The organism is Paenibacillus sp. TSA_86.1 (genome assembly GCF_052691815.1).
This window is the reverse complement of sequence record NZ_JBQZGE010000004.1, coordinates 108,003-122,041: the sequence shown is the minus strand read 5'-3', so window position 1 is coordinate 122,041 and position 14,039 is coordinate 108,003. Positions and strand designations below refer to the sequence as shown.

Genomic DNA, 14,039 nt, shown 5'->3' with positions numbered 1-14,039 from the left:
ATTGCCTGAAATGCAAACAGATGTTTTCTTATCCTTGTCCATTTTAATTCAAGATATCCCGTTTCGTAAAGACAAGGAATGAGACAATAAGCGATGCAGCCCCCCAAACGCTAAGTACGATAAGGGAAAATCCTAGATTCATACCCTCAATTGGCGGTAGTCCGCCAGATAAATATTTAGGTAATTCCAGGTTGACCATGAACAAATATTTCGCCGTCTGCCACGAAGCTGCCATATTGGTTAGAATTGTTCCTGCGATAAGGGCAGCCATCATAATAACAATACTTGCCGCTGTACTGCGTACAAGTACGGAGACCATAAACGCCAGCATCGCCACGATAATACTCACAAACCAGATTAAACCTGCCTGCATCAACATGTACTGCCACTGGCTTACCGCATGAACAGCAGACATATCCACCTCGGTGCCGACCACTTTGAATCCAGTGAATACAGGCATACCGAACCCTTTGTAACCAAAGACGGCTCCAGATATAACATAACAGATCACGTACGCAGAAACGACAATGATCGAGACAAACATGATCAATGTAATCAGTTTGCTGAGAAGTACTTTCCACCGTCTAACAGGGCGAGTCAGTAACATCTTGATCGTGCCTGTTGTCCTTTCACCAGATACCAGGTCTGAAGCAATCGCCATAATTAAAAGAGGAATAAACAATCCAACGGCATTGTTCATAAACTCCCTCGTAAACGTCACTCCGCCTGGCTCTTGGGGATTAATATTATTTTCCAGATAGTATTGCATCTGCTGGATATACACGGTTCTGTACTTTTTGTACTCTTCCGGCACCCGATCACTGCCCAGGGAGTTCTGATTATCCGTGATCGCTTGTTGTATTTCAAGCCTCCAGTCACCACCAAACTTGTCTTTGTTATTTTGAGCCGATTTCATCTGTGCATACGTGAACATCGGTACAAGGATGGCCAGAACGATGAAAATAATATAAAGACGTTTCTTCTTCACCATCTTGATCGTCTCGTTACGGATCAGCGGCATAATATTATTCAATGGATTCACCTTCTGTCATTTTTAAGAATAGTTGTTCAAGTGTAGGCTGAATCCGCTGCACACCTTCAACCTGTATGCCTGCCTGAACCATCTGCCGGACCAGATCCGGAATCCGGTCTTCATGCATCTCCGCAACTACAGCATTGGCACCAAGCCCTGCAACGATCGTGTCATCCATCACTTCGGCAGGGCGGCTGATCAGCTTAATCCCCTGATCGAGTAAAAACTGTCGGCCTGCATCAAACGGTGTAAGGTGCCAGATCGCCACTTCGGAATGGTCTTCAATCAGTTCATTTACGCCACCAACTGCGAGCACACGGCCCGAACTGATAATCGCAACTCTGTTACAGAGGAGCTGAATTTCACTCAACAAGTGGCTGCTAACAAACACAGCCATTCCCTCACTGGCAAGTTGCTTGATAAACTCCCGCAATTCTTTAATACCTTTGGGATCAAGTCCGTTCGTAGGTTCATCCAGAATGAGCAGACGTGGCCTTCCAAGCAATGCTTGCGCAATCCCAAGCCGCTGACGCATCCCAAGCGAATATGTTCTGACTTTATCATGAATCCGTTGATCCAGACGCACAATGTTGACCACTTCCTGAATACGGTCATAATCGACACCTGGCTGCATTCGTGCAAAATGCTCCAGGTTCTCCCACCCGGTCAAATATGTATATACCTCGGGATTTTCAACAATCGAACCTACATATTTCAGTGCCCGTTCAGGGTCCCGGTTCACGTCATAACCACAGACGCTGATTTTTCCTTCTGTAGGTTTAATCAGATCAACCAGCATACGAATTGTTGTTGTTTTCCCCGCTCCATTGGGTCCCAAAAAACCGAAAATCTCACCAGGTTTGACGTCAAACGTGACATCTTTAATAATCCATTTTCGTCCGATTTTTTTCTTTAAATTTTGTACAGACAAGACGGAATCATAGTGCTTTTCTTTCTCTGCCATTTATTTTGCGCTCCCCTCTGCCGGTGTAGTTCCTTGATATTCCTGTGCAATTCGAACAGCCATCTGCTGATACCCTTGTCCATTGGGGTGGAAGTGGTCCGATGAGAGATACTTATCCAGATGATTTTCAAACAGGTCAAAGGTAGGCACAAGAGTCATTTTATCTTCATTGTTCAAAATTGACATAGCCGCATCGTTCCAAGCCGCAACAACCGCATTTCCTGGCTTCTCCAGCTCTTTCACATTGCCAAACGGATTATACAATCCAATGTAAGCAATCTGGGCATTCGGATTAATTTCTTTCACTTTCTTCAAAATTTCTTGCAGCCTTTTCGAAGTCTCAGGCAGTGCAGCAGCCAGTTTCTCAGCAGTTGGCGGGTCTTCACCCTGAAGTACCTGTCCACCCTGGAACAGGTCATTCGCACCGATGGAGAGCAAAATAAAGTTGGATTGCTGCAAGACGTACTTGACACCTTGTTCATCCAGCTTTTTCAACAAAGCATCTGTTCGGAGACCATTGACTCCCAGATTGTTAAGCACCTGCACATCGTAACCCTTTTCTTTAAGCAGATTACCTGCCCGTCTTACAAAACCCAATCCTTCGTCATCTCCAGTACCCCTGGCAAGGGAATCTCCGATGACAGCCATTCGAATTTTGCCGTCTTCTACAATGGCTTTATTTCCAGCATCTTGTGTAGGCGCAGAAGTTTTTTGTCCATCATTTAACGTCGAATCCCCTTGAGGAAAAATAACATCTTTTATCGCGTAGCCAAATCCGAATATTAGCAATAATGTGGCTAATATGGATATGGTGCTTACACTTCTCCAGATCCAAGGTGCTGAATCAAGATTTTTGTTCTTTTTCATCCATCACATCTCCAGTCAGGTGCGTATAATTGATAATGGCTTTTGTATCAAGATATTGCTTATTCTAAATAACATAAGTGTTCTGTCGTTAATTTGCAAATTTTGTAGCTGTATTGGAGAATCAGATGTTTACACACCTCAAAAAATGGGAAAAAGCCATATCACACATAGCATTGCGGCCATGTGTGAATATGACTTTTTTATTATAACTTAATATATAGGTTATTCATTTACAGTTCTTATTTACCGATAAACTCTTGAGCCCAATAGCCATTATAGAACCCTACACCGATATGCGTGAAGTTTTTGCTCAGGATATTTGCACGGTGACCCGCACTGTTCATCCAGGCAGTGACAACTTCCTGTGGTGTTTTTTGACCTTTGGCAATATTTTCACCGGCATAGCTGTAAGTTACTCCGAATTGTTTCATCATATCAAACGGAGAACCGTAGGTTGGAGACTGGTGATCAAAATAGTTATTGTTGCTCATATCTTTAACTTTTGCCATAGCGACTTTATCCAGAAGTGCATCGGATGCCAGGGAACCCAGGCCTGCTTTGGAACGTTCTGCATTGACCAGTTTCACCACTTGTGCAGCGAAATCAGATTGTGAGCTTTGCGTACCGTTATTACCTGTGCTTGAAGGATCTTTGGCTGGTGTTGTCGTTGCTGGTTTCTCTTCTTGTACTGGCTTGGCAGGCGTACTTGGTTGTTCAGGCTTCGTTACAGGCTGTGCTGCTGGTTGCTCAACGACTTGTCCTTCAGTAGCCTTATACCCATTTTGCTTAAGCCATTGCTGGATATAAGCATTCAAGCTATCTGCACTCACAACTTTATAGGTTGTAACCGTAGTTGCTTTATATGTTGAATCTGCAGCAGACGCGGAGGCGGGAAGCATAATCCCTACGGCGAGTGCAGCTGTCAGACTGCCTGTCACAACTTTTTTCATCCAGTTCTTCTTCAAATTCATTCATCTCCTTAGAATTAATTGTTACAAAGTTGTAATGTTTACTCTAGCAGTATATCAATTCATAAGGAGATTGTGAACCCATAAATAATGGAAAAATGACTTTTTTGTCATTATTACGTGTTTCAAAACGGATTAGACAGTGTATACATACAAGCTGTACCGCAGGCGTACAAAGTACTTGTTAACTCAACGCTTTTCACATTTACGTTTAGAGCGTTAACGCGATATAACCTATAAAAAAAGGCACTCAGTCAAGTTCACACTTGCTGAATGCCCGTTTCATCTATTATAAAAGAACCTTACTAAAGCGATAGCCTCTTTTCTGAAAACCAATATGCTCATAGAAAGAATACGTCGTTGAAGTCACTTCTCGATTCGCACCAGTGACAAACAATTGCTTACCACCCTGCTTTTTGCCCCAAGCTTCAGCACGAGCCATTAGACGACGGCCAATTCCACTGCCACGATGCTCCTGACCCACAATTAAAGATGTAATTTGGGCAGCTGGCTCCGGATAGGCATGACTTTGAACACATTGCAAGCCAATCACACCAATAATCTGTTCATCCACTTCGGCGACAAGCATGCACGCGTTGGGATTGCTCTCCAAACCTTCAATGCGTTCTTTCATAACATTGGTTGTTGTTGGATAGCTGACCTCTCGCATCAATCCCGTTACCGCTTCAGCATCTCGCAGTTCACACTCTCGGATCATCAGTACAGGGGCCTCCACATTATTGGACATGATTTACCTCCACTTTCAGCATATTTGCGGCTTGAACCGCTGTTTTACGAGCTTCTTCCACATCTGTTCCAGCACTAAGGGCTACAGCCATCCGGCGTCCTTGTTTCGTTTCAGGTTTGCCAAACACACGAACCTGAGTACGAGGTAAAGCCAGTGCATCTTCAATTCCACCTATGGTGAAATCAGATGTTTCAACATCGGCCTTCAGCGTTGCTGAAGCTCCCGGTGTAAGCAAATGTACTTCTGTGACGGGAAAACCAAGAATGGCACGCACATGAAGTGCGAACTCTGAACTATCCTGTGTAACCATGGTGACCATACCTGTGTCGTGTGGACGCGGTGATATTTCACTGAACACCACTCCATTAGTAGTAAGGAAGAGTTCAACGCCAAAAAGCCCATACCCTCCCAGCTCATCCGTAACCGTCTTTGCGATGTGACAAGCCTGTTCCCATTGCTCAGAAGTCATCGCATGAGGCTGCCATGATTCGACATAATCCCCATCTTGCTGGATATGGCCAATCGGCGGACAAAACACGGTCCCTGATGCCGATCTGACGGTAAGTAACGTAATCTCACTCTCAAACTTCACAAAGCTTTCCACGATAACGCGTACGGATTTGCCTCTCGCTCCCGAGAGTGCAATGTCCCAACAATTCGCTGCGTCCTCTGGTACATGGCATACACTCTGACCTTTACCAGACGAACTCATCAGTGGTTTGATAACACAAGGTGTACCTAGCTCACGAACAGCTTCTTGCAGCTGTTCTAAACGATCTGCAAAGCGATACGCTGCTGTAGGAAGATTCAATTGTTCGGCTGCCAGACGACGGATGCCTTCGCGATCCATAGTCAAACGGGCAGCTCGGGCCGTTGGTACGACACAAAAGCCTTCTTCCTCAAGTTCAAGCAGTGCCTCAGTTGCAATGGCTTCAATCTCAGGTACGATGTAATGCGGTTGTTCCTGACGGATCAATTGTTTCAATGCCTCGCCATCTAACATGTCGACGCAGTAAGATCGATGCGCGACCTGCATGGCTGGTGCGTTCTCATAACGATCAACAGCGATCGTTTCCACGCCCAGACGTGCGGCCTCAATCACGACCTCTTTACCCAATTCTCCGCTGCCTAGCAGCAGCATTTTTTTGGCTTGAGCCGAAAAAGGAGCACCCCACATGTTCTTTCCAATCCTCCCAAAGAGAAATCTTCTTTATCTATCTCTCTATTTTCGGGGTTTTGGTTAAAGATTGCAAGAGTACTCCCTATTTTTCTTGTGAATTTTACAAGATTTTTTGTGTTTTTTCGATCAAATTTTACAAATTACATTTCCGGATTCGATACTCTTTCCATTCCTCCCAAATTCAAGGATATAAAAATAATGAATAATATTTTTTATCTTGGCGCGCCTTCTGGTGCTCCAATGATCATGTTTGCTCATGTTCCAGAGCACGATTTTTCTCGCGAAAAAGCTCATTATGCGACGACACATAGGCCATTCCCGCTGCGCTAGGCTCCAGATACATTTTCGCACTGTTGACCGCAACAACCGCATCATTGAATGCACCGGCAATCAATCGGACTTTTCCTTCCCGTGTCGCACAGTCTCCCGCTGTAAAAATACCAGGAACATTGGTTTCAGCCAACTGATTCATACCAATCATACCTTCATGCAGCTCCAGACCACACCCAGCAAGATTGCTGACATGACTTGTATACCCATGACTCACGATCACTTCATCCACTTCAAGGCGAGTGGTTTCACCTGTCGATGAGTTGACGATCCCAACCTGATGAATACGCTCTCCGTTGCCATATAAACCTTCAATGTGGCAGGGTACACGTACATCAACTTTGCTTTTCATCTGACTGACATTGTACTCCATGGCACGAAATGAATCCTGTCTGTGCACCACGGTTACTGATGAAGCCCGCTCTGCAAGCTCAAGAGCCCAATCCACCGCACTGTTACCCCCACCGGAGATCAACACTTTTTTTCCCGCAAAACGTTCCAGATTCTGCACCGTGTAATGCAGATTACTGCGTTCATAATCATGTGCGGTGTTGATATCCAGCTTTTGCACCTCGGCAACGCCTCGACCAATAGCAATAATCACACTCCGCGTATAATGCAATTCGCCCGTTTCCGTCTGCAACACGATGACTCCATTGTTCAAACGGCTAAACGTATCCACCGTTTGATTAAATACGAAGCCTGGTTCAAACGTACCTGCTTGTTGAACAAGCCAGTCGATGAGTTTGGCACATTTCATCGGAGGGAGTCCGCCTACATCCCATATCGTTTTATCGGAATAGGTGTGCAAAAAACCACCCAACTGATGCTTCCCTTCAATCAGCTTTACCTTCATTTCGCGCATGCCGGCGTAAAATGCCGCATACATTCCTGCCGGGCCGCCGCCGATTATCGTTACATCAAAAATGTCCTGGTCATGCATTTCAAAACACATCCTGTCTATTTATTACCGCTCCGTTCAAAGCTGTATCAAAGCCATACCTCGGATGTCTATTTGTTTTTCTCTTCAAAAGCAGCAACAATATCATCAATGACATAATTATCTGACATCGGCGCCATTCCAAGATTAAACCACTCTTTACCACCTACGAGATAAACATGATTGTTTTTGACAGCCTTCAGGTTTTTCCAGATCGAGGTGCTTAACAATTCCTGATATTTCTTCTGAATCTCTTGATTTTCTTCATCATCTAGCTGAATGATCAGATGATCTGCATCGTATTCCGGCAACACTTCCATCGAAATAGATAGTCCCGTTTCATCTTTTGGGAAGTTGCTTACAGGTTTTAAGCCCAACCGCTTATGAACAAAAGCGCCCCGTGAAAGATTGGGACCATTCAGAATGATCTCCTTCTCCATCACCCTGACGTATAAAACGGTCTCATCACCGATGAGACTATGCAGCTTGTCTGCACCTTCTTTCTCATGCTGCTTCAGATCCTCCATGACCTGTTTGGCCTCGGCCTCCTTGCCAAAAATCACAGCAATATCCTGCAACTCCTCAGGCCATTCTTGACGTTCAGGCAAGAGCACGGTTGGAGCAATTTGCGAAAGCTGATCATAATCCTTCTTTGACCACCATGAAGGTGCAATAATGATGTCGGGATTGGCCTCGAGGATGGCTTCAAAATTGGGCGTTTTTCCAATGCCCATCTTCATGGTATTTTTAAAGGGTTCCTGCAGATATTTAGGAAAATCATCATGATAATTTTGTACTGCGACAGGAACAATGCCGAGCGCATATAACAGTTCCGGGTATACAACGGATAATCCGACTACACGTTTAGGAGATTTAGGGATCGTTATTTCGCCCATCTCCGTCTGCACGATTTTAACTTCGGTATCCTGCGCTTTTTCCGAACCCGTTGTATTCGCTGCGGCACTGGATGAAGTTTCTCCACCCTCTCCGGAACCGGAAGTTACTGGCTCTGCAGCCTGTCCACAAGCGCTCAGTAACAATAACATCAGAATAACACCTGTAATCACCCACAATTTTGACTTCACTTCTTATGTACCTCCTATATATGAAAAGTAAGATAAATACCAATTAATAATAATTATCATTATCAATTAGATATAGGAGTAGTATATTAAATAATTGCTCTTCAGAATATTGACGATACCGACTTTATATTATGGACGATGTTGCCATAGCTTTAAAACTTCATCCAGCATCAATTCATGGGTGAAGGCCGTACCGTCTAGTAGAACACCTGGAATCAGCATATCTATACGCTTGTTTTGCGCTGCTTTTGTACTCATCCATACTTCAGACTGTTGCATTTCAGCCCATGTCTGTTTCGATTCTACATCTTCACTTACAATCACTAACGCTCTATCTATAGATAATCCTGCCAGATCATGAATAAGTAGATTATGCTTGTGCCAAATGCTCTCTATCCCCTCTGGCGCCAAGAGCTGCAGATCAGAATAGAACACGGAGGCAATCGTCTTCGGATTCATTGCCTGTATGACGTCACCCTGCACCCGAAGTACAATCAGCCGATCTTGACGAATCTGCTTCGATAGCTGTGATTGTACCGCAGCAGCTTTTTGCTCGTACCTATCCAACCAAACTTCAGCAGCCGCAGGCCGATTCATACATTGAGCTGCAGATCTGAGATGATCTCGCCAATCCCCTTCCGAGTGCGAGAGCACACAAACCGGTGCCAGTGAATTTAAACGCTGCAACATGCCGGCGGACATTTCTTCGCGAACAGCGATAATATAATCAGGACGGATGGCCTTCAATTGTTCCAAGTACCCATCCTCATCATCATCGACTAAAGGTGTAACTTTATTCGTTTCATATTTTCGCCTGTAATACGCTGTCCATGGATGATGTGCTTGGGCAGCACAGGGTACAATCTGAAGCGCCAGCAATGTCCCAATACCAAGCGAGTGAACTGCAACAATACGCTGTTTGCTATTGCGTATAAAAGCTGCGGGCGGAAGACCTGAGATTTGTTTGAATTTCCGGCGGAAATACATTTCGTCCTGAAACCCGACACAGGCTGCAATCTCTTTTAGCCGCGGGTTATAATCATTTCTCATCATCATCTGAGCCTGCTTGATCCGATATATGGTCAAATAGTCCATTGCGCTACATCCATACATTTTCTTAAATAATCGCATGAAATGACGAGAGCTCATCCGCGCAACATCAGCCATATCCTGTATTGTGATTTTCTCCATATAATGTTGTTCTATATACTGTCTGACCTGTTCAATAGGCAAAACGGGATCGTTTGCTTGTAATACATGAAGCATATCACTGAACATCGTGTACAACAGCTCCTGAAAACGTATCTGACCATAATAACGCCGTAACCCGTTTTCCTCACGAATCAACTGACCGATCTCCTGACATAACAAATTTACCGCGGCTGGTGAGCTGCACCTGATTGCACCGTCGTTCGTGCGCATGCACATCTGCTTCATCATCGTATGAACGGATTCTTCGCTGGTCCCTCCAATCGGAAAAACGCTGAATTTGATCTGGTACAGTCTTCGTTCATCTTTTCCGTGAACCTCTGCCTCGACCAGTTGTCCGGGCAAACCTATATAGATCGCTCCGCTTCTGAGTTCAATAAATTGACCGTCGACAGTGAGCCATCCTTCACCTTCTGCAATAAACAACAACATATAACGATCAAGAAAATGTTTTCCTAGCCGCCAGCTCGATTCTGAACAGCCTGGTTCTGCCATTTCCAATTCAATTAACTTGAAATGCAGCTGATCCAGCATATCAAAAGATGGATAAAAACTAGCCTGTTCTATGGCTTTGATCTGCATGCTTTTCCTCCAGACATCTCTACTCTAGTACCCATTGTATGATTTAAAATATAACATAATTTCGTGATTGATTTCTGATCCATATAAAATGAAACTCATTCAAAACAGATCATCGAGACACGTCCAGTGATTAACATTCATAAAAAACACTTCAGCACCTTTGCTCCTGTCTATTCCATCAGGACAGTCTGATGAAAAATTCACAAAGAACAAAATGAGCTGAAGTGTCGTAAACATGCATTACTGCTTATGATGTTTTATAAGAACCGATACTGCGCTTCAATCAGACCATTGTATACCCCTTGTTTCTGGATAAGTTGTTCATGATCGCCCTCTTCCTTGATCTCCCCGTGATCCAGCACAATAATGTGATCTGCATTACGAATTGTGGAGAGACGGTGTGCTACCATAAAGGACGTGCGTCCTTTGAGCAACACCTTGAGTGCTTCCTGAATCTTCAGCTCGGTTTCCGTATCAATGCTGGCCGTGGCCTCATCCAGAATTAAGATGCGGGGGTCAGCGAGCAGTGCCCGGGCAAAAGACAACAATTGCCTTTGTCCCATGGACAGCACATTACCACGCTCTTCCACTTCCGTGTCGTAACCACCCGGCAGTTTCATAATAAACTCATGAGCATTGACGGCTTTGGCGGCTTCTTCCACCTCTTCATTGGTCGCATCCAATCGTCCAAAACGAATATTATCCCGAATGGTTCCCGAGAAAATAAATGTATCTTGCAGTACAATGCTGATCTGACTGCGCAGGCTTTCCACAGTTACATCACGTACGTCATGTCCGTCGATGGTTAGACGCCCTCCGGTGATGTCATAGAAACGACTGATCAGATTAATGATCGTACTTTTACCAGAGCCGGTATGACCGACAAGTGCAATCGATTGTCCGGCCTCCGCCGAAAAGCTGATGCCTTTCAGCGCCTGTCTTCCTTTTTCATACTCAAACACGACATTGTCAAATACGATATCCCCTTTAATAGAAGGTAGCGGTTTGGCTCCCTTTTTATCGGCGATATGCGGTTTCTCATCCATGAACTCGAAGATACGTTCAGATGAAGCCATCGCAACCAGCAGCTGGTTGTACATCTGTCCCAGACGGTTAATCGGATCCCAGAAGTTCCCCACATAGTTGGCAAAAGCGACCAGCAGACCCACGGTTAACACTTCATTCTGAATGAGAGTTGCACCATACCAGAACAGAATCAACGTTCCGAATCCACCTGTGATCTCAATTAAAGGACCGAATCCCTGGTTCATCGCGGATGCTTTGTCCCAGGACTTTTTGCTGGACAGGTTCATGTTGTCAAAGTATTTCATGTTTTCTTTTTCTTGTGTATAGGCCTGCGTTACGCGGATTCCTTGAATGGATTCATTCAAGTGAGAGTTGATGCGAGAGTTCTTCATACGCACATCCTGCCACGCCCGGCGAATTAACACCCGCAATTTGGTGGAAATAATGAACATAATCGGCACCGTTATAATAACGGCCAGCCCAAGTTTCCAGTTGATTAACAAGAGAATGACAATGATACCGAGTAGTTGCACACAGTCGATCATGACGTTGACTGCACCGTTCGTAAACAAATCCTGTAGGGAGTTGATATCGTTCGTTACACGCACAAGTACGGAACCTGCCGGTCTTTTATCAAAAAAGTTAAATGACAGCTTCTGAATATGTTTGAACAAATCGGAGCGAAGATCGTAAATCACTCGCTGTCCAATGATATTTGTCAGTTTGATGCGGTACGTGTTGGCCGCCCACTGGATGAGATATAAAAGCAAGATTGAACCTGCAATCAGATACAGCAGTGTCATGCTAGGTAGCCCGTTCTGCGGTGCGATAGCTCTATCGATGGCCAGACTGATTAAGAAGGGTACGGACAATTTCGTAATCGTTCCGAGAATCATCATCAGAATAACGAGCGGCAGGAGCTGTCTTGCATATGGTTTCATGTAAGCAAACAATCGACCGAATTCTTTCCAGTTAAACGGTTTTTCAATGATTTCATCGTCCTGATAGACAAATCGTTCATTCAGTTTTTTATCCGAGGCCCCTTTGGCCTCGCGCCTGTCTGTTATCGTTTCGGCACTCATGAGTTCACCTGCTCCCCAACCTCCCGCTTGCCGCGGGCAATGTAGTCTGCATATTGAATGTTATACACATCCTGGTACGGTCCAGGTATTTGAATAAGCTCCGTATGTTTACCACGTTGTACCACACGACCTTCATCCAGAACTAATATTTCATCTGCATGCCGCAGAGAAGAGATTCGGTGGGCAATAATAAACGTGGTTCTACCGCGCATAACCTCCTGGAAACCTGACTGAATCTCATGTTCGGTTTCCATATCGACGGCACTCGTGGCATCATCGAGCACAAGAATTTTCGGGTTTTTGAGCAGTGCCCGAGCGATAGCAATACGCTGCTTCTGTCCTCCGGAGAGTCCCATACCGCGTTCACCAACGACTGTATCATATCCTTCGGGAAACTCCATGATAAAATCATGTGCTTTGGCTAATTTTGCGGCACGGATAATCTCCTCCATTGTCACATTTTTCAGTCCGTACGAGATGTTGTTACGTATGCTGGAAGAGAAGAGGAACGTTTCCTGGAACACGGATGCAATCTGACTCCGCAAACTGCGAATACCCATATCTTTGATGTTTTTGCCATCGAGCTTAATTGAGCCGGAGTTAACGTTATACGCCCGCATCAAAAGTTGAATAATCGTCGACTTCCCTGATCCTGTTCCACCAAGGAAACCGATTACAGAACCGGGCGGAGCATCAAAATTAATATCCGTTACAGCAGGCATTTTGTTGCCGTAGGCAAAGGTTACTGCTTCAAAAGTCACATGACCTTGCACCTGATCAGCCTCCACAATAAGTGGGTCTTCCGTTTCTTCGACATCGACCGGTGTGTTCAGAAGCTCAAGCACCCTTTCGCCTGAAGCTTTGGACTGCGTATAGTTATTGATATGAAAACCCAGACCCCACATTGGACCGATTATGTACCAGATCAAACTGAAGAACGCAACGAGTTCACCCAAGGTGAGCGTCTTTTGAATAACCATTCCTCCACCAATCACAAGCAGAAGCACAACACTTACCGAAGCCAGAATCTCCATAATCGGAAAATAACGGCTCCACAACGTGGCAGCATGGATTTGGTTTGTTTTGTAACGTTCATTCCGTGTGGAAAACTTCTCCACTTCATAAGGCTCACGTGCAAACGATTTAACCGTTCGAACACCTGTAATGTTTTCTTGCACCGCTGTAGTCAGCGAACTTAACGCCAGTCGCATTTCCTGAAATGCCGGATGAATTCTGGATTCGAATCGGAGCGCAACAAAGACAAGCAGAGGGATGCATACAAGTGTCAGCAGGGTTAGCTTCCAGCTCATCGTCATCATCATAATTGCGCCAAATACGACCATTAGAACCATGTTAAGAATCTGAGCGAAACCAAATCCGATAAAGTTACGGATGGCTTCCAAATCTCCCGTGAGGCGGGACATCAGATCACCTGTTTTGGCCGTATCATAATAACGGAAGGATAGAAATTGAAGCTTTTCATAACATGCATTACGTAATCGGTATGCCAGATAGTTACCAAGACGTCCGCCAAAGAAACCGTGTAAAAATTGCATACCCGCTTTCAAAATAACGACACCTAACACAGTCAGGGCAAGCATGGGAACGTCTTCAAAATTTCGCGGCACAATGACGTCATCGATCAGGATTCGCAGCAGGTTCGGATACACGAGTCCAAGTGCGGTCGCTACGGCGAGAAACAAGATCGATACCAATAAATACGTTCGTTTCTCCCAAAAATAGATTTGCAGTTGCCTGAGAACATCCATGTTTCTCCTCCTCTAAAGTTACCTAAAATGATATGAACATTTATGAAGTTTATCACCGTCCCTCATTCGCGGCAAAGCGAATAATAGACCATATTCAGGCTACTTTCAGCTTATTATCGCATTGACGAAGACCAATACCCGACTTTCAATCAAATGTTTGAATATTCTCTTTATTTCAGGTTGTTCATGCCAAAAAAAGGCTCCCCATATGCCTTTGCGGCGGGAGCCTTTTCTGATGTTTTTTTGCAACATTTTC

The 14,039-nt window shown here is 44.8% G+C and carries 11 protein-coding genes; all 11 read right to left on the bottom strand.

Annotated features, from left to right (window positions below; translation table 11 throughout):
* Nucleotides 1–43 precede the first annotated feature (43 nt).
* On the bottom strand, nucleotides 44–1,033 hold the full coding sequence (locus ACUTVW_RS11805; RefSeq protein WP_445645980.1) for an ABC transporter permease: 990 nt from the start codon (nucleotides 1,031–1,033) through the stop codon (nucleotides 44–46).
* Nucleotides 1,026–1,997 carry an ABC transporter ATP-binding protein gene (locus ACUTVW_RS11800; RefSeq protein ID WP_445645979.1) on the bottom strand — a complete coding sequence of 324 codons (972 nt, stop codon included), beginning with the start codon at nucleotides 1,995–1,997 and terminating at the stop codon, nucleotides 1,026–1,028. Before ACUTVW_RS11800 ends, ACUTVW_RS11805 begins: the two co-directional genes overlap by 8 nt.
* Nucleotides 1,998–2,864, bottom strand: a complete 867-nt coding sequence (locus tag ACUTVW_RS11795) for a GDSL-type esterase/lipase family protein (RefSeq protein WP_445645978.1) — start codon at nucleotides 2,862–2,864, stop codon at nucleotides 1,998–2,000.
* A gap of 239 nt (nucleotides 2,865–3,103) precedes the next feature.
* Nucleotides 3,104–3,829 carry a CAP domain-containing protein gene (locus ACUTVW_RS11790; RefSeq protein WP_445645977.1) on the bottom strand — a complete coding sequence of 242 codons (726 nt, stop codon included), beginning with the start codon at nucleotides 3,827–3,829 and terminating at the stop codon, nucleotides 3,104–3,106.
* Nucleotides 3,830–4,121: 292 nt separating this feature from the next.
* Nucleotides 4,122–4,580: a GNAT family N-acetyltransferase gene (locus ACUTVW_RS11785; RefSeq protein ID WP_445645976.1), complete on the bottom strand. Its 459-nt coding sequence runs from the start codon at nucleotides 4,578–4,580 to the stop codon at nucleotides 4,122–4,124.
* The gene (gene purT, locus ACUTVW_RS11780) at nucleotides 4,570–5,757 is read right to left on the bottom strand and encodes a formate-dependent phosphoribosylglycinamide formyltransferase (RefSeq protein ID WP_445645975.1); all 1,188 of its coding nucleotides are present in this window, start codon (nucleotides 5,755–5,757) and stop codon (nucleotides 4,570–4,572) included. The genes ACUTVW_RS11785 and purT overlap by 11 nt, the downstream gene beginning before the upstream one ends.
* 247 nt (nucleotides 5,758–6,004) lie before the next feature.
* On the bottom strand, nucleotides 6,005–7,033 hold the full coding sequence (locus ACUTVW_RS11775) for an NAD(P)/FAD-dependent oxidoreductase (RefSeq protein ID WP_445645974.1): 1,029 nt from the start codon (nucleotides 7,031–7,033) through the stop codon (nucleotides 6,005–6,007).
* A gap of 68 nt (nucleotides 7,034–7,101) precedes the next feature.
* Nucleotides 7,102–8,115 (bottom strand): ABC transporter substrate-binding protein, encoded by a 1,014-nt coding sequence (locus ACUTVW_RS11770; RefSeq protein WP_445645973.1) that lies wholly within the window; start codon nucleotides 8,113–8,115, stop codon nucleotides 7,102–7,104.
* A gap of 129 nt (nucleotides 8,116–8,244) precedes the next feature.
* Nucleotides 8,245–9,906, bottom strand: a complete 1,662-nt coding sequence (locus tag ACUTVW_RS11765; RefSeq protein ID WP_445645972.1) for an AraC family transcriptional regulator — start codon at nucleotides 9,904–9,906, stop codon at nucleotides 8,245–8,247.
* Between the two features lie 257 nt (nucleotides 9,907–10,163).
* A complete protein-coding gene (locus ACUTVW_RS11760; protein ID WP_445645971.1) occupies nucleotides 10,164–12,014 on the bottom strand; it encodes an ABC transporter ATP-binding protein in 1,851 nt (616 codons plus the stop codon).
* The gene (locus ACUTVW_RS11755) at nucleotides 12,011–13,783 is read right to left on the bottom strand and encodes an ABC transporter ATP-binding protein (protein WP_445645970.1); all 1,773 of its coding nucleotides are present in this window, start codon (nucleotides 13,781–13,783) and stop codon (nucleotides 12,011–12,013) included. The genes ACUTVW_RS11760 and ACUTVW_RS11755 overlap by 4 nt, the downstream gene beginning before the upstream one ends.
* Nucleotides 13,784–14,039: the final 256 nt, after the last annotated feature.

What these genes read in the sequence shown, in the direction of transcription:
- ACUTVW_RS11800 (WP_445645979.1), bottom strand. Translation starts at nt 1,997, where the DNA reads ATGGCAGAGAAAGAAAAGCACTATGATTCCGTCTTGTCTGTACAAAAT.
- ACUTVW_RS11795 (WP_445645978.1), bottom strand. Translation starts at nt 2,864, where the DNA reads ATGAAAAAGAACAAAAATCTTGATTCAGCACCTTGGATCTGGAGAAGT.
- ACUTVW_RS11785 (WP_445645976.1), bottom strand. Translation starts at nt 4,580, where the DNA reads ATGTCCAATAATGTGGAGGCCCCTGTACTGATGATCCGAGAGTGTGAA.
- purT (WP_445645975.1), bottom strand. Translation starts at nt 5,757, where the DNA reads ATGTGGGGTGCTCCTTTTTCGGCTCAAGCCAAAAAAATGCTGCTGCTA.
- ACUTVW_RS11775 (WP_445645974.1), bottom strand. Translation starts at nt 7,033, where the DNA reads ATGCATGACCAGGACATTTTTGATGTAACGATAATCGGCGGCGGCCCG.
- ACUTVW_RS11765 (WP_445645972.1), bottom strand. Translation starts at nt 9,906, where the DNA reads ATGCAGATCAAAGCCATAGAACAGGCTAGTTTTTATCCATCTTTTGAT.
- ACUTVW_RS11760 (WP_445645971.1), bottom strand. Translation starts at nt 12,014, where the DNA reads ATGAGTGCCGAAACGATAACAGACAGGCGCGAGGCCAAAGGGGCCTCG.
- ACUTVW_RS11755 (WP_445645970.1), bottom strand. Translation starts at nt 13,783, where the DNA reads ATGGATGTTCTCAGGCAACTGCAAATCTATTTTTGGGAGAAACGAACG.